The 22,668-nt window shown below is 55.1% G+C and carries 17 protein-coding genes, 1 tRNA gene and 1 pseudogene; 10 read left to right on the top strand and 9 right to left on the bottom strand.

All coding sequences use genetic code 11. From position 1 onward, the window contains the following. Positions 1-13: 13 nt before the first annotated feature. Positions 14-1,252, bottom strand: a complete 1,239-nt coding sequence (locus tag AC2T28_RS20765; protein ID WP_486750564.1) for a lytic murein transglycosylase — start codon at positions 1,250-1,252, stop codon at positions 14-16. 318 nt (positions 1,253-1,570) lie between these two features. Between AC2T28_RS20765 and AC2T28_RS20770 the strand changes: the two genes are divergently transcribed. The 3 genes from AC2T28_RS20770 (at position 1,571) to AC2T28_RS20780 (ending at position 7,949) form a co-directional block, all read left to right on the top strand. Next, on the top strand, positions 1,571-3,649 hold the full coding sequence (locus AC2T28_RS20770; protein WP_486750565.1) for a M10 family metallopeptidase C-terminal domain-containing protein: 2,079 nt from the start codon (positions 1,571-1,573) through the stop codon (positions 3,647-3,649). 307 nt (positions 3,650-3,956) lie between these two features. After that, complete coding sequence (locus tag AC2T28_RS20775) at positions 3,957-5,783, top strand: calcium-binding protein (protein ID WP_486750566.1); 1,827 nt, start codon at positions 3,957-3,959, stop codon at positions 5,781-5,783. Between the two features lie 186 nt (positions 5,784-5,969). Further along, entirely contained in the window at positions 5,970-7,949 is a 1,980-nt protein-coding gene (locus AC2T28_RS20780; RefSeq protein ID WP_486750567.1) for a calcium-binding protein, read from the top strand. A 154-nt stretch (positions 7,950-8,103) separates the two neighbouring features. Here AC2T28_RS20780 and AC2T28_RS20785 read toward each other — a convergent pair whose 3' ends face one another. The 3 genes from AC2T28_RS20785 to AC2T28_RS20795 are packed head-to-tail and all read right to left on the bottom strand — an operon-like array spanning position 8,104 to position 10,692. Further along, positions 8,104-8,994 (bottom strand): NAD(+)/NADH kinase, encoded by an 891-nt coding sequence (locus AC2T28_RS20785; protein ID WP_486750568.1) that lies wholly within the window; start codon positions 8,992-8,994, stop codon positions 8,104-8,106. Between the two features lies 1 nt (position 8,995). Further along, a complete protein-coding gene (locus AC2T28_RS20790; protein WP_486750569.1) occupies positions 8,996-10,015 on the bottom strand; it encodes an SPFH domain-containing protein in 1,020 nt (339 codons plus the stop codon). Continuing rightward, complete coding sequence (locus AC2T28_RS20795; protein WP_486750570.1) at positions 9,991-10,692, bottom strand: NUDIX hydrolase; 702 nt, start codon at positions 10,690-10,692, stop codon at positions 9,991-9,993. Before AC2T28_RS20795 ends, AC2T28_RS20790 begins: the two co-directional genes overlap by 25 nt. A gap of 595 nt (positions 10,693-11,287) precedes the next feature. Here AC2T28_RS20795 and AC2T28_RS20800 point away from each other — a divergent pair. Beyond that, positions 11,288-12,964, top strand: a complete 1,677-nt coding sequence (locus AC2T28_RS20800; protein WP_486750571.1) for an Hsp70 family protein — start codon at positions 11,288-11,290, stop codon at positions 12,962-12,964. Next, on the top strand, positions 12,954-14,534 hold the full coding sequence (locus AC2T28_RS20805) for a hypothetical protein (RefSeq protein ID WP_486750572.1): 1,581 nt from the start codon (positions 12,954-12,956) through the stop codon (positions 14,532-14,534). Before AC2T28_RS20800 ends, AC2T28_RS20805 begins: the two co-directional genes overlap by 11 nt. A 4-nt stretch (positions 14,535-14,538) precedes the next feature. Here the strand turns inward: AC2T28_RS20805 and AC2T28_RS20810 are convergent, their stop codons facing one another. The 5 genes from AC2T28_RS20810 to AC2T28_RS20830 all read right to left on the bottom strand — a co-directional run bounded on the left by AC2T28_RS20810 (position 14,539) and on the right by AC2T28_RS20830 (position 18,694). Beyond that, positions 14,539-14,817: an acylphosphatase gene (locus tag AC2T28_RS20810; protein ID WP_486750573.1), complete on the bottom strand. Its 279-nt coding sequence runs from the start codon at positions 14,815-14,817 to the stop codon at positions 14,539-14,541. 192 nt (positions 14,818-15,009) lie between these two features. Next, a tRNA-Arg gene (locus tag AC2T28_RS20815) sits at positions 15,010-15,086 on the bottom strand. Positions 15,087-15,140: 54 nt separating this feature from the next. Beyond that, positions 15,141-16,526, bottom strand: coding sequence for a sensor histidine kinase (locus AC2T28_RS20820; RefSeq protein WP_486750574.1), 1,386 nt, complete (start codon positions 16,524-16,526; stop codon positions 15,141-15,143). A 15-nt stretch (positions 16,527-16,541) separates the two neighbouring features. Beyond that, positions 16,542-17,960: a dihydrolipoyl dehydrogenase family protein gene (locus AC2T28_RS20825; RefSeq protein ID WP_486750575.1), complete on the bottom strand. Its 1,419-nt coding sequence runs from the start codon at positions 17,958-17,960 to the stop codon at positions 16,542-16,544. Then, positions 17,957-18,694: a TVP38/TMEM64 family protein gene (locus AC2T28_RS20830; RefSeq protein WP_486750576.1), complete on the bottom strand. Its 738-nt coding sequence runs from the start codon at positions 18,692-18,694 to the stop codon at positions 17,957-17,959. Before AC2T28_RS20830 ends, AC2T28_RS20825 begins: the two co-directional genes overlap by 4 nt. Before the next feature lie 318 nt (positions 18,695-19,012). Here AC2T28_RS20830 and rpmH point away from each other — a divergent pair, with 318 nt between their 5' ends. The 5 genes and pseudogenes from rpmH to AC2T28_RS20855 all read left to right on the top strand — a co-directional run bounded on the left by rpmH (position 19,013) and on the right by AC2T28_RS20855 (position 22,611). Then, complete coding sequence (gene rpmH, locus AC2T28_RS20835; protein WP_127747158.1) at positions 19,013-19,147, top strand: 50S ribosomal protein L34; 135 nt, start codon at positions 19,013-19,015, stop codon at positions 19,145-19,147. Positions 19,148-19,172: 25 nt separating this feature from the next. After that, positions 19,173-19,605, top strand: a pseudogene (gene rnpA / locus AC2T28_RS20840) (ribonuclease P protein component). 133 nt (positions 19,606-19,738) lie between these two features. After that, positions 19,739-19,981, top strand: a complete 243-nt coding sequence (gene yidD, locus AC2T28_RS20845) for a membrane protein insertion efficiency factor YidD (RefSeq protein WP_486750577.1) — start codon at positions 19,739-19,741, stop codon at positions 19,979-19,981. Between the two features lie 118 nt (positions 19,982-20,099). After that, complete coding sequence (gene ttcA, locus AC2T28_RS20850) at positions 20,100-20,996, top strand: tRNA 2-thiocytidine(32) synthetase TtcA (protein ID WP_486750578.1); 897 nt, start codon at positions 20,100-20,102, stop codon at positions 20,994-20,996. Positions 20,997-21,066: 70 nt separating this feature from the next. Continuing rightward, complete coding sequence (locus tag AC2T28_RS20855) at positions 21,067-22,611, top strand: putative bifunctional diguanylate cyclase/phosphodiesterase (protein WP_486750579.1); 1,545 nt, start codon at positions 21,067-21,069, stop codon at positions 22,609-22,611. The last annotated feature ends 57 nt before the right edge of the window (positions 22,612-22,668 follow it).

A 22,668-nucleotide genomic window follows, 5' to 3' on the forward strand; every position in this document is an offset into this window, starting at 1 on the left:
CAAAACCCGCCAACTACCTGGCCAAACGCGTCTTCATACCCGCATCCGGGAAACAGGTTGGGGCCTGTCCTGTGGACTCTTGCCAGCGACCGATTGACCTTCGAGTCTTAAAGCCCACCAATCCATCCGCCCCGCCAACATCATGACCCATGCCTTCGAGGGCGCGCTGCATGGCGGCAACATCTGACCGATACAGCCCGCCAACTTTGCCCCATTGGGCCGAGAAATCGCCAACGCCAAACTGAATGCGATCCCCCACATGCCCGACAAACAAGGCGTATAAATCGCTCATGTTGTAATCCTTGAGCACATAGAAATTCGGCGTCACGATAAAGGCCGGACCATTGCGTCCAGCAGGCATCAACAAGAAGCCTTCTTGCCCTCGCTCCTGTGCAGGGAACGCCCGACGGGAAACGCGTGTTATCCCCATGTCCTCCCAGGCAGAAACCAGCCGCCCTTGATCCGGCCCCTCCAACGCGCAGGACACCGAGCTTGGCACTTTGACCTCAAACCCCCAATCGCGGCCTGCCACCCAACCATGTAGCGCCAGATAATTGCCAATGGACGCGATGGTGTCGGCTTCGGAGCCCCAGATATCGGCCTTGCCGTCGCCATTGCCATCGGCGGCGTATTTCAGAAAACTTGTGGGCATGAACTGCGGCTGCCCCAGCGCGCCCGCCCAGCTGCTTTTCATCGCGCCCTGTGACGCATGTCCCGCCTGAGCAATCTGCAATGCAGCAATCAGCTCCTTAGTGAAATACTCAGCGCGCGTGCTCATGAACCCTTTGGTGCCCAGAACTTGGAACACATCGTGAGGGATAGCGGCGCGGCCATAGGCGCTTTCACGTCCCCAAACCGCCAAAATAATCCGCCCCGGGACACCCGTGCGCCGCTCAACTGCCGCAAGTGCCTGAGCGTGGCTCTTGGCCATTTTCTGCCCTACCGAGGTCGCACCATCCACACTCCCCCGCGCAAAGTACTTGCCCGGCGATCCAAATTCGGCCTGGCGCTGCGCCTTCGGTGTTTGTGGGGTGGTTCCAGGAGGTACCAGATCTGGCAGTTTCCAGTTCAGCGTCACACCAGAAAACGCGTTCTTGAACGTTTTGCGCGAAACCCCCTTGGCCTTGGCTTGCGGCCAAACGGTCTGCTTCAGCCAGACCTGAAACTGCGCTTCCACCGCCCCGCGATCTTGTGCAGTCGATGCGCTGGCAAAAGTCAGCACCAAAGAAATCAGGATTAGTATACGCAACATCAGAGATCGGTCCGGTCAGAGAGAAACCACGCCCCCATCGTAACGACCAAACCAGCAGGATGGCCACCACGTATGTCGAATCATGTCGCGAACGGATTTGCGCCGTACCGCCCCCACTGCACCCGTGCAAGGTAGGGAAAACCGGGTTGTCAAAATGAGTGAGACTGTTAACAGTGCCACGATTGTTAAGGAACTGTTAACGGTGTCGCGTTTTTGACCTGCCCTTCGAAGTGAATTTGAAAAGAGTTTGTGCTCAGGACGGAACTTTCACACAGCTCCAACGCGTTAGAGCCAATCGAATTGAACCGGAAAGACCAAATGAGTATTCTTACGCCTTTTATTACGACCTCAATCCAACCCATTGGTTCCGACTCAGTATCTTCGTCAGCTCGGATTGTCGAAACGTCAGACGCGTCTGCATCCACTAGCACCCGCTATACCATGTCCGCAGGCGATACCTTTGCAGGCCGACTGTCCTATGCTGGTGATCGAGACTGGGTCGCCATCGAGCTGACCGCTGGGCAGGTCCATTCCTTCAGCCTGAGCGGTAGCGGTGGTGGTGGCGGGTCGCTTCGCGACACTTATCTTAGGCTCTATAATCCTTCAGGCACATTGATCGCCAGCAATGACGACAGTGGCCCCGGTCTTGATTCTCTTCTAACCGGCTCTGTCACCACCAGCGGCACCTACTATCTTGCAGCAGGCAGCTGGAACGACAGGTATAGCGGCACATACTCATTGTCAGTAACCTCTAACGGCCCCCCTCCACCACCGCCGCCACCACCTCCTAGTGACGCGGTAATGGGCACACTTGATGACCTGGCGAATTACCTGACTGACGGGTATTGGACAGACACCAGCCGGTATCGTCGTAGCTTTGACACATCCACAGACAACACCATCACAGTAAACCTGACAGGCCTGACCGCCGAAGGTCAGCAGCTAGCCCGCTGGGCGCTGGAAGCCTGGGAAGCCGTTGCTGATATCAATTTCCAGGAAACCAGCAGCGGCAGCGCTGATATGCGGTTCCAGGACCACGATTCAGGAGCCTATTCAAGCTCTCACAACTCCGGTGGTGGCTATCTCACTGGCGGCACCATCGACTATTCTATTGTCAATGTGTCCACGGCCTGGATTAACAACTATGGCACGTCCATCGAAAGCTATTCGATGTCGACCTATATCCATGAAATTGGCCACGCTCTGGGCTTGGGGCACCAAGGGAACTACAACGGCGGTGGAGCTTATGGTACCGACAACACATTTATCAACGACAGTTGGCAAATGTCGGTCATGTCCTATTTCAACCAGACCCAAAACACCTCGGTCAATGCCAGCCTGGCTGCGTTGCTGACGCCAATGATGGCCGACATTGTTGCCATCCATAACCTGTACGGCGTTGCAGATGCCAGCAGTGAAACCGCCGGTGACACCGTTTGGGGAGTGAACTCCAATCTCGGAGGTTCGCTTGGCCAGCTGTTTGATAGTTTTACAAGCTCTTCAAGCACTTATAACGGTGGCGACATTGCGTTCACAATCTACGATCAAGGTGGCATCGACACCCTGAACCTGACTACGTTTAATACTAATAACCGGATCGACATGCACGATGACAGCTTCTCCGACGTTGCTGGCCTGATCGGCAACGTCGGTATCGCTCGCGGCACCGTGCTCGAAAATCTCTTTACCAGTTCTGGAAACGACACGATCACAGGAAACTCCGCCGACAATCTCATTGATGCAGGCGCTGGTAATGACATTCTGCGCGGTGAAGATGGGGCTGACAGCCTGTACGGCGGAGACGGGTACGATACTATTAATGGCGGTGACGGAGACGACTTTATTTTTGGCGGTGCAACTTCGGCTGATCTGCGCGATATCATCTATGCCGGCGCGGGCAACGACAGCATCGACGGGGGCCATGGCAACGACCTGATCTATGGCATGGACGGCAATGACAGCATCGCCGGCGGCTTTGGCGCCGATGAGCTGCAGGGGCAAGACGGCGATGATGTGATCACCGGGTCCGCCCTGTCAGATCTGGTCTATGGCGGTGCGGGCAATGATTTTGTCAACGGCGGTTTTGGCCATGACCGCATCAACGGCGGCTCAGGCGCCGACAGGTTTTATCATTTGGGCATTGCGGATCACGGCTCTGACTGGATCCAGGACTATAACGCTGCCGAGGGCGATGTACTGCTGTTTGGCAATTCTGGCGCCACGGCGGATGACTTCCAGGTCAACCTGGTTCACTCGGGCGCTGGCGACAGTTCCATCGAAGAGGCCTTTGTGACTTATCGACCAACCGGCCAGATTGTCTGGGCTCTTGTGGATGGGGGGGGTCAGGATGAGATTAACATTAAGATTGGCAGTGAGGTGTTTGATCTGCTGGCGTGAGGTTTGCACTAAGCTAAATATGGGGGGGGCGCAACTCGCCCCCTGCCAATTTAGTTACTCAACTGAAGTAACATAATCAATCACGTCACGTGCTTATCTAGTCAACGCCCTCTCCTAAGCGTTGATTTATAGAAGTTACCCCTCAGGTACTTAAGGGACAGCGTTGCACCCCCTTCATAATATACACTCAAGCACGCTGCTCACCCAGGATGATCTGGACGCAACCAAACAACCCAAGGTAGTTGCGCCATCGTAGCGAAATGCTAGAGTAAGCTAGTATTTGAGCTGCACAAAATTGAGATTATTCATGTTCACTACCCACGTTACACTTTCTCCGCACACCGACGAAAATGTCATCAGCTATTACACAAACGCGCTCCCGGATGACGTTGAAATTGCCGCCCGTCCAGACGGTGGCTACCTGCTTTTGCTTGATACGACCTCAGCCTGGGACGGCTTTTCATTCAAAGAATTTAAGGAAGACTACCACATCCAAGTACAGCTGTTTGACGCGTTGGGAAGTGCAGAAACCACGTTGATGCAAGTTAACACGGATGCTGCGCATTGGCCTCAGCTGCACGACTTTTCATTTTCAGATAACGGCTCCTTTTCGATCAGCTGGACCGAGCACGACACCGAGGGGACAGGTTTCAGGCTCTCTCCCGGAGCAATAAATGGTTACTTCTCTCAGACATTTGATATCTCCGGAACAGCGATCGGAGATGCTGTTAGCTTTGTGCCCACCCCGCCACCAACAATATGGGATGGACAGGAAACCGCGTCACTGTCCGATGGACGCGTCGTAGCGGTGCAATCCGCTGGCGGCACCCTGCAAGCCGTCATTTATAACGAGGACGGCACAAACCCCAGCGAAAAGATCGTCATCAGCAGCACCGTTACCGGCGAGGCCGGAGGCCTAGCGGATGTTGTGGCCTTACCCGCCGGCGGCTTTGCCGTCAGTTGGAGCGGCCCAGACGCTGATGGCCGTGGGGTTTATGTCCGGATTTATAACGCAGATGGCAGCCCTCGCACTGACGCCACTCTGGCCCATGATGACCCTTCGGGCACCCAAACTGATGCCAGTTTGGTGTATCTGGCCAGTGGCGAACTTGCCGTTATTTGGGCAAGCAGAGAGGCTGGCCGAACAGGAGACTTCCAGATCATGGGACGGCTGTTTGACCAAGATGGATCTGTGCTCGGACCACAGACAATACTTGATAGCCACTATCGACCAGACGACTATTCTACGATCGGCCTGACCGATGGCACCTTGACTACCCTGGAAGTTCAAGACCGCGACTATTGGTGGCCGGGTGGCGAGGTCACCCAATGGACTCATCTGTTGCTGCAGAGTTATGAAACCGAGTATCGCCATGTTGGCACCGAAGATGGCGACGAATTCCTCGGCCAGGCGACAGACGACTTGGTTGTGGGACTGGGCGGTAACGATGTGATCCAGGGCGGCGACGGTCACGACACCTTGCAAGGCGGGGCTGGCAACGACATCCTGTTTGGTCAGGATGGCGATGACAGGATTTGGGGCGGCGACGGTTACAACAAGCTGCACGGCGGAGCTGGAAACGACCTGATTGCTGGTGGCGCCCAGCGTGATGAAATCACCGGCGGCACCGGAAATGACGAAATCTATGCGGGTGAAGGCAATGATCTTGTCTATGGCCAGGGCGGTGATGACACCATTTTAGGCGGTGACGGGGTGGATCATCTTGTTGGCCAGGGCGGCAACGATGTGATATCTGGCGGTTCCTTTTCCGACCTCATTTATGGCGGCCAGGGTGATGACTTCATCAACGGCGGATTTGGTCACGACCGTATCAACGGTGGCAGCGGCGCCGACAGGTTTTTCCATACTGGCGTCGAAGGCCACGGTTCAGACTGGATCCAGGACTACACAGCATCCGAAGGCGATGTACTGCTATTTGGCAACTCCAGTGCCAGCGTGGATGATTTCCAGGTCATTTTTGCCAACACAGATAACGCTGGCGACGCAGCCACAGACGAGGCCTTTGTGGTCTATCAGCCCACGGGTCAGATCATCTGGGCGCTGATAGATGGCGCTGGCCAGGATGAGATCAACCTGCGGATCGGTGGCGAGGTGTTTGACCTGCTGGCCTGACCTGGGATCTTGAGAGCGGTACAGAGACAACCCCGGCCAGTTGGCCGGGGTTGTCTCTGTTTCAAGAGGGCAGTGAATACAAATTTCAAGCCGAGGTCTGACCTCGGTGGCAATTGAGGCACCACCGGATCGCCCTATGTTTCAACCTACCCCCTGCTCCTATGTAAGTGTTTTATGGAGAGTGACATGGTTATCGCAAGTGGAGCGCCCCTCCCCGTTGGCGTAGAATTTCTTGTCAATACAACCATCTTGAATGACCAATTGGCACCCTCGGTGTCTGCCTTGTCGGATGGCCGTTTCTTGGTCACCTGGGAAGATCACAGCCCCTTGGGCGCGGATCCGGGCAGTCCGGAAATCCGGGCGCAGATTTTTAACGCGGATGGCAGCAAATCCGGGGCGGAATTTGTTGTTAACACAACCGAGCACAGTGACCAGGTAGCACCAGTCAGTGCTGGGCTGACGGATGGCAGCTTTGTCATTGCCTGGAATGATGGCAGCCAAAGTGCTGATGACGCTTCGGGTTCCGCAGTCCGGGCGCAGATCTTTGCCTCAGATGGCAGTAAATCCGGACCAGAGTTTCTGGTCAACAGCACCACGTCGGGCAGCCAGGGCACCCCGGCAATCACAGCCCTGTCTGATGGGCGGTTTGTGGTAGCCTGGAGTGATGGCAGTGGTCTAGCAGGGGACGGGGTTCCCAATGCGGTTCGGGCACAGGTCTTTCAGGCAGATGGCAGCAAATCCGGCGCTGAACTGCTGGTCAATACCACCACCATCGGCGATCAGCTTGGCGCGGATGTCACGGCCCTGGCCGATGGGCGGTTTGTGGTGACCTGGTATGATTCAAGCGCAACAGGTGGGGATAGTTCCGAATGGGCGGTCCGCGCCCAGATGTTCAACGCGGATGGCAGCAAATCCGGGGCCGAGCGGCTGGTGAACACCGCCACCGCAGGCAGCCAGACCCTGCCGGTAATCACCGCGCTGTCTGATGGGCGGTTTGTGGTGGCCTGGCAGGACAGCGGCGAAAGCGCCACCCTTGGGTTGCTGCTCAAGGCGCAGGTGTTCAATGCCGATGGCAGCCGGTCAGGGGCCGAGGTCTCGGTCTCTTCTCTGCTGCATGAACAGGATCAGCTTGCCATCGCTGGCCTGACCGGCGGCCGCTTTGTGGTGGTCTGGGCGGATCATAATGCGATTGGCAGTGACAGCGCCCAGGGGGCGGTCAAGGCTCAGGTCTTCACAACGGATGGCAGCGCGGTTGGCGAGGCGTTTCTGGTGAACTCCACCACTCTGGGATCGCAGGAACGCCCCTCGATCACAGCCCTGAGCGATGGGCGCTTTGTCATTTCCTGGCAGGATCAAAGCCAAAGCGGCAGTGATCTTTCGGGGGCGGCGATCCGAGCGCAGATCTTTGATCCTGGGGATGGCGGGCTGCATCTGACCGGAACCCCCGGAGATGATGTCCTACAAGGCGGCGCAGCGGCGGATATCCTGGACGCCTTGGCGGGTAATGACCGGCTGGTGGGCAATCAGGGTGATGACACCCTGTTGGGGGGGCTGGGCAATGACACCCTGAATGGTGGCGCTGGCAATGACAGTCTGAATGGCGGCCCCGAAGAAGGTGATCTGCGCGACGTGATTTTTGGCGGCGCGGGCAATGACACCATCAATGCAGCGGGCGGCAATGATCTGGTCTATGGCCAAGAGGGTCATGATCACATCGCCGGCGGCTTTGGCTCCGATGAGCTGCAGGGGCAAGGCGGCGATGATGTGATCACCGGGTCCGCCCTATCAGATCTGGTGTTTGGCGGTGCGGGTAGTGACTTTGTCAACGGCGGCTTTGGCCATGACCGCATCAATGGCGGCTCGGGTGCCGACAAGTTCTATCACCTCGGCATCTTTGATCACGGCTCGGACTGGATCCAGGATTATAATGCGGCTGAGGGTGATGTACTGCTGTTTGGCAACAGCGCGGCCAGCGCTGATGATTTCCAGGTCAACTTCGCGCACACGGCAAATGATGCCGGTGAACGATCGGGCGACGATGATGTGATCGAGGCTTTTGTGATCTACCGCCCCACAGGGCAAATCATCTGGGCCCTGGTGGATGGCGGCGGTCAGGATGAGATCAATCTGAAGATCGGTGGCGATGTGTTTGATTTGCTGGCTTAGAAAGCCCTGGCAGACAATCGCAAGTTTGGCCCCATTTCCAAACTAAAATCAGTGGCGCGGGAACACGCGCCACTTTTCCTGCACGACCAAAACTAAGCGAGCCAGCGCTACGCTGCCCCTATGAACCAGTTTGCCTCGGTATGACTACTGGCTCCTAGACCACCAGAGACAGCCGCGTTTTGGCAACTCTAATCTCTGCCGAGACGCCCCAGTCGAAGGGCAGAAAATCCTGCTCGATACCATCAGCGAAGATCACCCCACCCTCGTTGATCCGCGACAAAAGCGTGATGCTGGAATCCTGTGCAATCTCTCCGGCCGCAATTTCGCACCCCGATGTTCGACTCGGCCAAGGCTCACGGGCAAAGAACGCCGCCCTCCTACTTTCAGGTGGGATGTCAAAATTTCGATGCGTCGCCGCCATAATCGACTTGGCCCAGCCTGTCATACCAGTGCCCGTGGTAACAATCATCCCGCTGGACGATTGATACTCCTCCACTCCGCCAGCTTGAACAACATAGCGAGCCGATTGGTGTGACCGATGGCCAATAAAAAGCTCGTTGAGTGCGAGCAAAGACAGCCCTTCGCCAGCAGTGGCTTCGACCATTGCGCGCCCTTGCAAGTCGGCCTCTCCGCTGGCGGCAGCCCTGAGCAAACCAGGCAAGTGATTAACGCCATGCCGGGTCAGCACACCTTCGGACGATGCCAAGTCTGGGGAGACACCGATCACCGGCTGCCCACTAAGATACTTCGCTAGGTTTGCGACCAATCCATCTTGCCCAATGGCCACAACGATATCTTCAGGACCAAACAAGAACCTGTTCAGATCTTCGCGCATGACATGCACAAACGACCATTCGCCAGGAACCGCCACTTTTGCGGCAGCTAAGGCTTGGGCCTGCAAAGCATCCCTGACCTCTAGGTCTGCAATGTATTGGCCGCGTGTCGACAGGAAGAACTCAGCCTGCCCCCGCGTGCCATGCTTGGCCAAAAGGGTGGCAAACTCAGTTTCACGACTGACCAAGACGACACGCGGGTTCAAGCTCATATTACTTTTCCATCGCCTGTGGAGCCATCAGCAACTTGGCTTGCTGCACAATACCGGCCAGCATGTCAGGGCTGACATTCAAGCTATCGATCTTTTCCAATTTGCCGGCAAACTCCTGCGCGGCCAACGCAAACATCACAGCAGGTGGCACATCCGCGATTGCAGCCATCCGGGCCTTTTCCATATCCGCCGCGGCCTGCTCAACCGAACGGATACGCTTGGCTTCCGCTTCGGCTCCAATGATTTTGTCCTCACTGTCAGCTTCTACCATGATCCGCTTCGCTGCGGCCTTGGCTTCAGCCTCAGACCGGGCGTTTGCATCATCCCGCGCAATCAGATCCTTCCGCCGGGAGGCCAACTCGATCTGGTTCTGCAACTCATTTTCTGCAATCGCCCTTTCCTTATCCACCGCCAAAGCGCGGCGCGAGAATGTCGCCTCATCCGCCTTTTGCTGCAAGCTTTCGAAAGTTGGCGCCTGCAAAGCGCGGTACAATTCGGAACTAGGGGAAAGGGCAGACACACGAATGCTCACAACCTCAAGCCCCATTGCCTCCAAAGTCGGATCAGCGCCGAAACCAGTCGAAATAGCAGCCTGTATTGGCGACAAACCTGCCTCCAACAGTTCAAGCACGCCTTTGTCTTTCAAGTAGACGTCGGCGAACTCACGAACGAGGCCAGTCAGGACAGATTTGATTTGTTCTTCAGGTTTCCCCAACTGAACGCCTTTTTTGACGTCTATCCCAAAGTCCACGCGCTCCCCAAGACGATCCGCATCGCCGACCCGCCAGATGACAGAGCCTTGGACTGCAAGGTCCTGAAAATCCGCAGACTGCCCCTTGATCATAAAAATCAATTCGCGGTCGTTCATTGGGATCTCAGTCAACGAGGCGCCATTTGGATCAAACCAGAACGACAAACCACGACCCGACTTTGCAAGGGTTCCTTTGCGAAAGTAATGAATGTGCTGCGATGCCTCAGCCCGCAATTGATTGAGGACTAAATATTTTTTGATCTGTGCCATGTCCTTTCCTCTGGCTTTAATTGATATAATTCAGCGGGACGGTATGCGCCCCCGGTTTCAAATTCACCTGTTGGGGCAATCATTCCACGATCCAGCAACTTGCGCCGGAACGGCGGCTTTTTCAGCGGTCGACCAAGGATCGCTTCATGCACCTCTTGCACTTCGCGAAGGGTGAAACGGTCGGGAAGAAACGCAAACGCCAGGCGGGAATAGTCCAACTTGCCCCGTAACCGCTTAACCACATCTCCAAGGATCGCGGCGTGATCAAAAGCAAGCGGCAAGGGTTCGTCGTTTTGCACAGCCACTGCACTACCCCCTGTCTCACCGGGCCAGTCCACGACCACGCTTGCGAGCGGAATGTCAGCCAGAACTTCTGCCGGACAAAGCGCCAAGTACACAACGCTTATGACCCGCCCACGGGGGTCTCGATCCAGCGCACCATAGGTTGCGAGTTGTTCGAAATGCACGTTGCTCAATCCGACTTTTTCTATCAGCACCCGTTCAACCGCTGCCTCAAGCGTGGCGTCGATGTGTACAAACCCACCAGGCAAGGCCCAACCAGGGATGTCACCCACCGCGCGCTTGATCAGCAAGACTTTCAGCTGGCCGTTGATGATGGTCATGATTGCAAGATCAACGGCGACGCTAGGCTCGGAATATTTCTCGAGTTCATTCATATCTTATATCCATAATGGTAATAACTAAATAGGATATAATTATTCCACATGTCAAGCCCCGCTCTTTGCAACGCGGTTAATCAGTGTGTGCGGACAGGGATCACACCCGAGGTGCTAAGCTCCGCGAGTTTTCCATTGGATATTTCCGGCTCGGCAAAGTGATGCGGACGCCACCCCCGGCCAAGGCCCGCACAAATCAGTGCCTTCTTTGCGTGCAAATCTGTAACGTACCATTTCTAGGCTTCATCGAGAATCCCGATGTCCGGAGATTTTCTTCTTGGAGAATACGCTCACCCGACGCCATTTCCAGATGAATGAATGTCGTGGGAAAATTAGCCTTTAGAGATTTCAGCCTCCCCGTAAGCTTTTCGAGCGGAAAATGATTGCTGACGCCAAGCCTCCGCTCAACTACATTTCCCCCAGAGCACTGAACTTATTGACGATTTGGAGCAATGATCTGGCTAGAGTTTGTTGATAGCTCGACAATTTTGTTAGAATCCAGTAGCGAACTATATGTGCAAGTGCTTATTTATGTTGAGAATATTTCCGATTTATCCTTACCAAGACTACTGATAGTTAAACGATTGGAATAAAAGTGCATTTTGGAATCGATTTAGGAACAACCAACTCCCTAATCAGCGTCTTTAAGGATGGAAAAGCTCAACTCATAGGAAGAGAGCCGCTGGTTCCCTCTGTAGTATCTTTATTGGGGGGATCACCTGTAGTTGGCAATATTGCCCGTGACAGACGTACAACCCATCCCAAGGATACTGTAGCGGCGTTCAAACGCGCAATGGGGGCCGAAAAGACTTTTGTACTGGGCCGAAAGCGCTTGTCGGTCATTGATCTGTCGGCGATGGTGCTGTCTCACTTGAAGACCATGGCGCAGGAGGAAACTGGCGCTGATGTGTCCGACGTGGTCATTTCGGTGCCCGCCTATTTTAATCAGTTGCAGAGAGATGCTGTCAAAGCCGCTGCGCTGGCTGCAGATTTGAATCCACTGCGTTTGATCAACGAACCCACAGCCGCGGCAATTGCTTATGGTCTTCAGGACATAGACGAGCAAGGTCACATTCTGGTTTTCGACCTCGGAGGCGGGACCTTTGACGTTTCGATTATCGAGGTGTTCGAGGGGGTATTGGAAGTCAAGGCAACCAGTGGCGACGCATTCTTGGGCGGAGAGGACTTTACGCAGGCCCTATTCGATCATCTAGCCAAGGAACATGGAACTCCGCCCGATATTCCAGACATCAAGGCCAGACTTTGGACCGCAGCCGAAGCGCTAAAACTGCGCCTTTCGTCTTCGCATGAAGCCGAGTGCGACTTTGCCTGGTCAGACCAGACTGCCAAACTCTCTGTAACGCGCGACAAATTTGCCGAGATTACCGCCTCCCTTGTACGGAAACTGCGTCTGCCAGTTGAACGCGCTCTTTATGATTCTGGGCTGACCCGCGAACAGATTGACAGAGTGGTTCTGGTGGGAGGCGCGACCCGAATGCCGCTTGTGCGCAGTCAAATTTCGCGGATGATTGGCAAGCTTCCAGAGTCGGGCATCGATCCAGATCATGTTGTTGCCTTGGGAGCCTCAATTCAGGCTGCCCTCACCGCAAATGACGCCGCCCTCGAAGACGTGGTGATGACCGATGTGTCAGCCTTCTCTCTTGGGTTTGCCATTAGTCGACAATTCGGGAATCGAGCTGAACATGGATTCTTTGAGCCCGTGATCGAGCGCAACACCGTTATTCCGGCCTCCAGAGAACACATTTTCTCAACGATGGAACTTGGTCAGACAGAAGTTGTGTTTGAACTCTACCAGGGGGAATCGCCGCGCGTTCTAGACAATGTCAAACTTGGGACGATGGCTGTACAGGTACCTAGAAACACCAAAGAGTACGAGGCAATCGCGGTACGCCTCAGCTACGATACATCGGGGCTTTTGGAAATTGATACAACCGTACTTTCCACGCAGCAGACAAAATCGGTTGTCATAACCGACCTGACAGGCGGACTGACGAAGAAAGATATTGCGTCCAGAAAGAAGGCGCTGGCAGCGTTAAAAGTGCATCCCAAAGATCAAGAGAAGAACATAGCGACGATCGCAAGGCTTGAACGGTGTTATGCGATGGCCCTGGCCGAAGACCGGAGCCACATCCAGGACCTTCTGCTGACGTTCCAAGTTGCGCTGGATCGACAGAACCTCAGCGAAATTGAAGCCCTTTCTACCCAGGTCACTGAGCAACTGGATCATTTTGAGAACAGTTATGTCCGATAGTACTGATTGGCCCTACGGTGTACTTGGCATAGCAGACTCGAAAGCCACCAAGGCTGAAATCAAAAGGACCTACGCCAAGGCGTTGAAAAAGATCGACCAAAACAACGATCGTGAAGGATTCCAGCGTCTGCGCCAAGCCTATGAAATGGCATTAACAATATGTGATGCCCCACATTTGAGCGCTCAAGAAGCGGATACCGCGGACCAATTCAATGCCGAATTCAACCAACCATATGCGGATATCGATAGTGAACTGGTCAAAGATGCATTGACCAATCAAGAGTTTGATGCCGATCACCACCACTTAACGCAGTCAGCAAGTAAGCTTTTGGAAAGAGTAACGAAGCTTAGTTCTCCAGAATCAGATGTTGATCGGTTGATTTCCATCCTAGAGGACCCGCTTGTATCTGATCCCATGACCGCAGAAGCCATCGAGCAGGAAATCTACTATTTTCTGTTTGAGCGGATTGAAGACGAAGATTGCGACTACCCTGGTTTTTTCCTGCGCGGAACAACCGGGGCCGCAAGAAACCCACCAGACTCGCCGCGCTTGCCCGAGCTGATCGACAAACTGGATGATGCGTTCGGTTGGATGTCAGACCAAGTGCGCATGCAGAACCGCTTTCTCGGTTTTGACCGGTTCCTTTTTGCTGCCACTTTCATGGGAAAACGGCGCATGTCGCCACCACCGGCGCAAACAAAGTCAGGGATAAACTGGGGCATAGTGTGGCCAATATTTTTCTTTAGCTTCATAGCCCTCGCTAATATTGCCCCCGGGTTCTTTGACCAAAGGACTTCACGCCCTTCGACGAGTTCGCCTGGAAACCCAGTCGTGACAGACATTGCGTTCTTCACGGGCACTGGAACAAGACGCCCTTCCCCCGAAACGGAGCGTTTCCTCGAGGACTTGGCCAAGGAGCAAGGATTTTCAGAGAACCCTACAGATGCTGTGAACCTGATTATCGTGCGAAATTGGGCGATGCGGGCTCTTAAGGGGGATTTAACTTGGACAAAAATGGACAACTATCCGCACCTGGATGAGAAGAAGTACATGACCGGTGTAATGTTGGCAGCCCACCTACAAAACTTACACAAACTAGGTTATCGGAATACGGCAGATTTTAGTCTTGGATGGTCTTCCACAAAGAATACAGGTGTTTGGCGCAATTTGGGCGATGGCACTCTTGGTTCAAGGCTGTGGGGAGACGGGGCCGGCTATATGGTTGCCACGCACCAGAAACCTGATGAAGCCACTTATCGCGCCGTTTACCCCGCTGAATATGTTGATGCCGTTCGAATTTTAATCGGATCAGATCTTCGTGCACTTGAAGGCGCACTAGGGTTAAGGGCATATACGCTGGACCAGCAACCAAACCTAAGCCTAATTCGCTATGATACCGTTACGTTTAGGCGGGTTGTCAGACAGATGGTGGATATCGACTTTCACTTCTTGAACAAGATAGGGCTTGGCCAAAACCGCTGGCCAATCCGAGCAACCATCCTTCCCGAGCAATCCTGCACGGTTATGCCCGTCGCAACGACGACAAATTCAATCGCCCTGAAGTGTTGAGCTGCTATCGGATGATCTGAAAATCAGTCAGTTCGGAAACAGGTTCGACCACCTCAGTGATGACATCGGAGACACATGCGACAGGAGGACCTTGGTTCAAGACTCGCACCATTTCCGTTACACCGTTAGCTGGCCCAATGAGCAAAGCAAGGACAGACCCATCAGGCTCGTTGCGGACCCAACCCGTAAGACCACGTCGTTGCGCTTCTGATTGCGTCCATGCACGGAACGCCACACGCTGTACACGTCCTGTGATCCGAGCTTTGATAGCAATATCCGACATGCAAAGGTTCTCCCTGTGCTTGATGAATCGAAACATACCACGATTTTTGCACTGCAAAGCAATGTTTTGACCACTTAAGGGACAGGGCAACCCCGCCAAAAAAACAACACTTGATTTTAGGCTGGTTGTTTGGCGGGCAGAAAATTCACGTCAAGATATTAGGGTGTGATTTCAACACTTTATGTATGGAAGTGGCGGACCGAGGAGGATTCGAACCCCCGACCCCCTGATTCGTAGTCAGGTACTCTATCCAGCTGAGCTATCGGTCCACTGAGGGCGGGATGTAAGCCTAAGACCGAAGAGTCGCAACCCCAAAAACGCATTTAAATCGTACCATCGCCTTTGGGCAGGCAGACGTCAAAAACTGTACCCTCAGAGCCGGTGCTGCGCAGGTTGACTGATCCGCCGTGGCCACGTGCCAGTTCGGCGGCAATCGCCAGCCCCAGACCCGAGCCGCCCTTACGTGCGCCACCCTGAAACGGGGTGAACAGGTTCTCTTGCGCTCGCTTCGGCAAGCCTGGACCTGTGTCGCTGACTGAAATCCACCAGGCCTCGGCATCCTCGTGCGAGGAAATCGTCACCCTGCCCTCTTGGCCCGCCCCTGCAACAGCTTGTCGGGCGTTGCGTGCAAGGTTCATAACAATACGATAAATCTGCTCGGGATCAGCCCGCAGCATCAGTTCGGCGGGTACATCGCTGACAAACTTGACCAGATCATTGCTGTCTGCAATCTGCTCGGCAGAAATCAGATCCTCTACCACCTCAGCCAAATTCATCATGGTCAGAGTTGGTGCGGGCTCTTCTGCACGGCCAAAGGCCAGTGTTCCCTCACAAAGAGAAATCGCACGGGTCATCGAATTCACCAGCTTGGGTGCCAGTCGGCGCACCACCGGGTCTTCGCTCATCTCGATCCGGTCGGTGAACAGCTGGGCAGAGGTCAGGATATTGCGCAGATCATGGCTCACCTTGGCCACCGCCTCACCCAGTTGTGCCAATCGTTGCTTCTGTTTCAACGCCTGTGTCAATTCAGTCTGCAACTGAAACAAGGCCTCTTCGGCCTCGCGCAGCTCGGTCACGCCTGCACTGGGGTGAATGATGCCTCGAGCGTCTTCCGGTGCTGTGGCATAGCGCTGCATATAGCCCACCACACCTTTGATCGGCTTCACCAGAAACGCCCGTACAGCCACAAACAATAAAACAGCGGTGAAAATCGAGATCACCGCCGATAGCACCAGAATGCGCAATCCATAGTCGATCATCGCCATCCGCAACGGCGCGGTTTCCATTGTGACCTCGATCAGCAATCCGGCTTCCCGCACAGGTGCGCCAATCACCCGGATGATCTGATTGCCCGGCGTCACAAACCGCCGCATCGCATCTGCAATCAACACAAAGGCGCTTGCGTCACGTAGATCATAGGTGTTTTCAATCGGGCTTGGGATCGGTGACGACAGCATCAACTGGCGCATCTCGTCCCGCCGCAGCACCACGTTGAACACCCCTGCATTCTCTAGCAGCTCTGCTTCCAGCTCGGTCTCCAGCATGTCATCGGCCAACAGCACCAGCGATGCGATCTGCGCCCGCTCCAGCCGCGCCAGCAGGTAATCCTCGCGGAAACGCGCAATCGACGGCACAAAGATCAGAACTTCGGCCAACATCACGAACACCGTGGTCAGGATCAGGAAACGGCCTGAAAGCGAGTTTAGCATTACGCCCTTTCCGGCTCAGGGGGTCCAGCGCTGCACAAGCCGCACTGTGCGTTTAACAAATTGACTATCAAAAAGCCGAGGCGAGAAATAGGCCCCGGCCACACGTTTATTGATCTCGCCAATGGTTGGGTAAGGCGCGACCATGGCTGCAATCTGGCCCATTTTCAGCCCATTGGCCAGCGCCAGTGACCATGTGCTGATCAGCTCACCGGCTTGATGCCCCACAATCGAGGCCCCAACCGGGCGGCCCTTGACCACCATAACCTTGATAAACCCTTTGGTTTTACGTTCCGCCAACGCACGGTCGTTGTGGTGATAGTCAAACCGCACCACCTCTAACTTGGCGCCGTAGATATCGCGCGCCTGAAGCTCGGTCATCCCCACCTGTGCCAGCTCGGGATCGGTATAAGTCGTCCAGGGGATGTGGTTACTCTTGGCTTTAGAAGGCAGTCCAAACAGAGCAGACTTGATGATCACGCCAGCCTGATACCCCGCCACATGTGTGAACTGCATGCCCCCGGCCACATCGCCAATGGCATAAACCTGTTTGTTGCTGGTGCGCAGACTGTCGTCCACCTGAATACCGGCCCGATGGGTGGCAATACCGGCGGCATCCAGGTTCAACCGCCCCGTATTCGCCTTACGCCCCACCGCCATCAACAGATGAGAGCCTTTAAATATACTGCCATCCGTGGTCTCGACTTCGATAGCCCCGGCATGTCCACGCACCGCGCTGACCATGGCGCCTTCGGCAATCTCCACGCCTTCATCCCGCAGGCTGCCCAGTACAACCGACGCCAGCTCAGGGTCATCCTGGCCCAACGCCCGTAGTCCTTCGATCACCGTCACTTTGCTGCCCAGCCGTACATGGGCTTGCGCCATCTCCATGCCAATGGGCCCACCGCCTATGATCAACAGGTGATCCGGCCTTTCGCGCTGATCAAACAGGGTTTCGTTGGTGACATAGGGCGCCGTGTTCAGGCCGGGGATCGCAGGCACCAAGGGGGAGGACCCGGTTGCAACAACAACCCGGCGCGCCGTGATCAGATGCTCACCTGCCTTCACCTGTGTCGGGGAAATAAAACTGCCAAACTCGCGGATCACCCGCACACCAAAACCTTCGAACCGGCCTTGGCTGTCCATCGGTTCAATGCTTGCAATGACATCACGCACGTGATCCATCGCTGCCGCGTAATCAATGTCAGGCTCGGCATTGGCCACGCCAAAATCGCCTGTGTGCTGTTTCGCATGTGCAGCCTTGGCACTGGCAAGCAAAGCCTTGGAGGGCACACAGCCATAGTTCAGGCAGTCGCCGCCCATTTTGTGCCCTTCGAGCAGCACAACATCGGCGCCCATCTGGCTTGCCCCAGCGGCCACCGACAACCCACCGGACCCAGCGCCAATGACCAGCAAGTCACATTTAATGTCACTCATTCCCGCGCCTCTTTCCTGCTTCGAACTGAATTAAGGATGATCGGTAGTGTTGCAAGGGCACACAGCGCCAAAATCGGGCCGATGATATGTGGTTCCCATAACAGTGACAGATCCGGGTCTTCCCCCCGATCAAACACTTCGCCCAACCCGACGCCAATCCAGGTAAACACAATGCCGCCCGGAATGATGCCCAGCGCCGTGGTCCACAAAAATGTACGGAATTTAACGCCCACCAGCGCAGGCAGCAGGTTCGCAACAAAGAACGGCACCGCAGGCACCAGTCGCATCAACAGCAGCACCGACACTTCGTTTTCGCGCAGACCGTTCTTAAAGGCCTGCATCCGCCCTTCAGAGGCCTCCAGCTTGACTGTCAGCATCTCTCCCAGCCCCCAACGCGCCGCCAAGAATATCGCCGCCGCACCAATGGTGGCTGCCGTAATGTTGAACAGCGTACCTGCAACCAACCCGAACAAGAACCCGCCAGTAACCGAGGCCACCGCAGCGCCTGGCAGCGAAAAGGCCACAATGACGATATAGATCCCGATAAACAGTGAGGCGATGCCGATGAAATTCTGGTCTCGAAACTCCAAAAGCGATTCGCGATTGTCTCGCAGGGTTTCAAAACTCAGATAATCGCGCAGCGTGAAGGTCCCTATCAGCGCTACACACAACACGACAAGCAATGGAAGATGCCTAAGCACAGGATGTTTCGGGGAATCTGGTGTTTCTGTCATGTCGCTTCTGTCTTTGTCTGGTTCCCTTTGCTACGCAGAAAATATGATTTAGGCGAGACATGCCCCATACAGATCACGTTGCCTTGATCAGCTGGAGCCTAATCGTGAGATTGGTTTCAAATCCGCCACAACGGGTCTAGTCTGGCAACCTATGACGACGCGCAACTGGAATTAGTTGCGAAAAATTTTGTATTCTGGCCGAAAACCAGCCCTACAGGGTTTGACTCGGTTGCAAATCCCTTCTAATGACCGGGCTTCGAGATAGACACTTCGAGGGCTTGTGTATGCCTTCGACACAAATAGATGGAGACCGGAGCGATGAAACGCACCTTTCAGCCTTCGAACCTGGTTCGTAAACGTCGCCACGGCTTCCGTGCGCGCATGGCCACCAAGGCAGGCCGCAAGATCCTGAATGCACGTCGTGCACACGGCCGCAAAGAACTGAGCGCATAAGAGCGCACTCAGTTTTCTGACGGATTTGACACCGCCGGAGGCCCCCATGGATGGCATTGCCGCCTTGGGGACATACCTCCGGCGGTTTCCGTTTGCGTAGCCCTTGATTGTATCAACAGGTCAAAATGCAAGTTCTTTCCAAGCGCAGCGAATTTCTGGCCGCAGCCCGCGCCCGCAGGCAGGGCACCAAGGCCATGATGATTCAGGGACGCAACCGTCAGGACGACGGCGGCGTCCGTGTTGGCTTCACCTGTTCCAAGAAAGTCGGCAATGCCGTGGCCCGCAACCGTGCCAAACGCCGCCTGCGCGAAGTGGCGCGGATCGTTCTGGCCCTCCACGGGAAACCCGGCTGGGATTACGTTCTGATCGGCCGTGCCAATGAAACGGCGCAACGCCCGTTTGATCAATTGCAAAGCGACCTGATCTACGCGCTGAAAAAGATCCACGCAAAACCCTAAGTCGCTATAGCTGGAAAGTACAAATCTTACGGACCAGAATTTTCGAAAATTCCGGATCACTTCGCCAGCTTCACTCCCACCATACCTGAGGCGATTGTTGCAGACCTTCGCCCGGCGCCCTATCTAGCCAAATATGAACCCACTGGCACATATCGTTGCTCTACCCGTGCGCGCCTACCGGCTGATCTTCAGTCCCTGGGTCGGGTTCAACTGTCGCTATCAGCCAACGTGCTCGGCTTATGCCCTGGAAGCGCTTGAAAAACACGGCGCGATCAAAGGCAGTTGGCTGGCTGCCAAACGTATAGGTCGTTGTCATCCGCTTGGCAGGGACGGTTACGATCCAGTGCCCGACAATGAAGATTCACCGAACACCTAAATCACGGGCAACACGATTCAGCTATAGACGGCCCCCTGCGCCAATATAGCAAGGCTGACACTCCGGTCCCCCGCCGTTTTTCCTTGGCAAATTGCGCGACAGCCGCTAGTGGGCCGACATGCTTGATACAGACCTTGACGATATCCATCCGCTGTTTGCCGGCGCGCCCTCGACCACCGAGTTCAAAAAGCTGCGCAAGCGTATTGTGCGCTACACCCGTGAAGCGATCGAGCAATACGGCATGATCGAGCAAGGGGCACGTGGTCCTGATGCAAAACCCCAGAAATGGCTGGTGTGCCTGTCCGGAGGCAAGGATAGCTACACCCTGCTTGCGGTCCTGTACGAACTCAAGTGGCGCGGATTGCTGCCGGTAGATCTGTTGGCTTGCAACTTGGATCAAGGGCAACCCGGGTTTCCCGCGACTGTCTTACCAGAATTCCTGGAGAAAATGGGCGTTCCCCACCGGATCGAATATCAGGACACCTACAGCATCGTGATGGATAAGGTGCCAGAAGGCCGCACCTTCTGTGCACTCTGTTCCCGCCTGCGCCGTGGCAACCTCTATCGCGTCGCTCGCGAAGAAGGCTGCTCGGCTGTGGTGCTGGGCCATCACCGTGACGATATCTTGGAAACCTTCTTTATGAACCTGTTCCATGGTGGGCGTTTGGCCACCATGCCACCCAAGCTGGTGAACGAAGAAGGCGATCTTTTTGTGTATCGCCCCCTTGCCCATGTGGCCGAGGCCGACTGCGAGAAATTCGCCAAGGCGATGAACTATCCAATCATCCCCTGCGATTTATGTGGCAGCCAAGACGGATTACAACGTCAGCAGGTAAAACAGATTCTCGACGGGTGGGAATCAAACAGCCCAGGACGACGCCAAGTCATGTTCCGCGCGCTGATGAATGCCCGTCCTTCGCACCTGCTGGACCCGAAACTGTTCGATTTTTCAGGGCTAGAGCGTAAAAAAATGAAATCCGAGCCAGATTCTGACAAGATTCCCGTTCTGCGTTAACTCTCGAGTCAGACCCACGACCTTATTCTCACGTCAGCGCGTTAGGTGCGTCTAGGCGAAAGGTCATTTCATGCTCAAACCGAATTCAGATCTGCTGATGCGAATTCGAAACAAGGTCACTCCGGTCCTGCTTGGGCCGCCGATCCTTGCCTTTTTGCCTGCGCTGACACTTGCAACCTTCTGGTTGGGTGGCGAGGTTGCGTTGCTCACAATTGCCTTGGGCCTGCCAGTGCTGTTTGCCGCCATGGGTGCCTTTGGTAATTCCAAGATGTCCTATGTGCCACGCGATAGTGTAACAGGCATGTTGCTGCGCGAAGGTTTCGAAATGGTGCTGGAAAGCGTTTACGACGAAACCGACGATACCGGCCTGCGATCAGCGGCACTCATCCTAGAAGTCGACGACTACAAAGAGCTTGTTACACGGCATGGTCAGTCCGCCGGTGACACTGTAATGCAGCGATGTGGCGAACGGATCGTCGCGACTCTGCGTGACAAGGACACAGTTGCCCGAATCGGTGACAGTAAATTTGCAATTTGCCTGACGCCAGTTCAACAACTGGATCTTGAGCTAACTGTACAACTTGCAGGACGACTGCAATCCGCAATCGAAGAACCAATTTCTCTCGATGGGGCTTCGGTCTATCAGTCCTGCTCGGTCGGCTTCTGCATGCGTAGTCGTTCCCCTGGTCAAAGTGCGGCCGACTGGCTGACTGCAGCCAATGCCGCTTTAGGCGAAGCACAGCACAACGGCCCATCCGGTATCCGCGCTTACTCAAACGACATTCACCGCCGTACCAAGGCCCGCTGTGATCTGCGCGAAGACGCAGCAGCGGCATTGGAAGCGGGACAAATCCAACCCTGGTTCCAACCGCAGATTTCAACTGACACCGGCAAGGTCACCGGCTTCGAAGCTTTGGCCCGTTGGTCCCACCCTGTACATGGAATGATCCCGCCTGCAACTTTCCTGCCCGCCCTCGAAGAGGCTGGCTTGATGGAACAACTCAGCCAGGTGATGCTCTATCACGCGCTGACGGCACTTAAGGCATGGGATGCCGCCGGTGTCGAAGTCCCAACCGTTGGAGTAAACTTTGCGACGGACGAGTTGCAAAACCCAGGCTTGGTCGACCGCATCAAATGGGAAATGGAACGGTTCGAATTGCCCCCCGAACGTCTTTCGGTCGAAATCCTGGAAACTGTTGTCAGCGATTCTCCGGATGACGTTATCACCCGGAACATCTTTGGACTTGGCGCGTTGGGATGTCAGGTCGACCTGGATGACTTTGGCACAGGTCATGCCTCTATCGCCTCGGTCCGCCGCTTTAATATTTCGCGCATCAAGATCGACCGATCTTTTGTGATGAAGGCTGATCGTGACCCGGAACAACAGAAACTGATAGGTGCCATTTTGACCATGGCTGAACGGCTGGATCTGGAAACATTGGCCGAAGGCGTAGAAACCGTAGGCGAACACGCGCTGTTGGCACAGCTAGGCTGTGACCACGTGCAGGGCTTTGGAATTGGCCGCCCAATGCCATTTGACCAGACACTGGACTGGATCACCGCGCATCTGGCCAAACTGCAAGACGCTCCAAAGATCGGCACTCAGCGACACTAAGCACACGCGAATTTACCACTTAGGGCGTATTGCCGCCCCAAGTGTCCCGATTCCACT

It is taken from the genome of Parasedimentitalea nitratireducens (genome assembly GCF_057444295.1).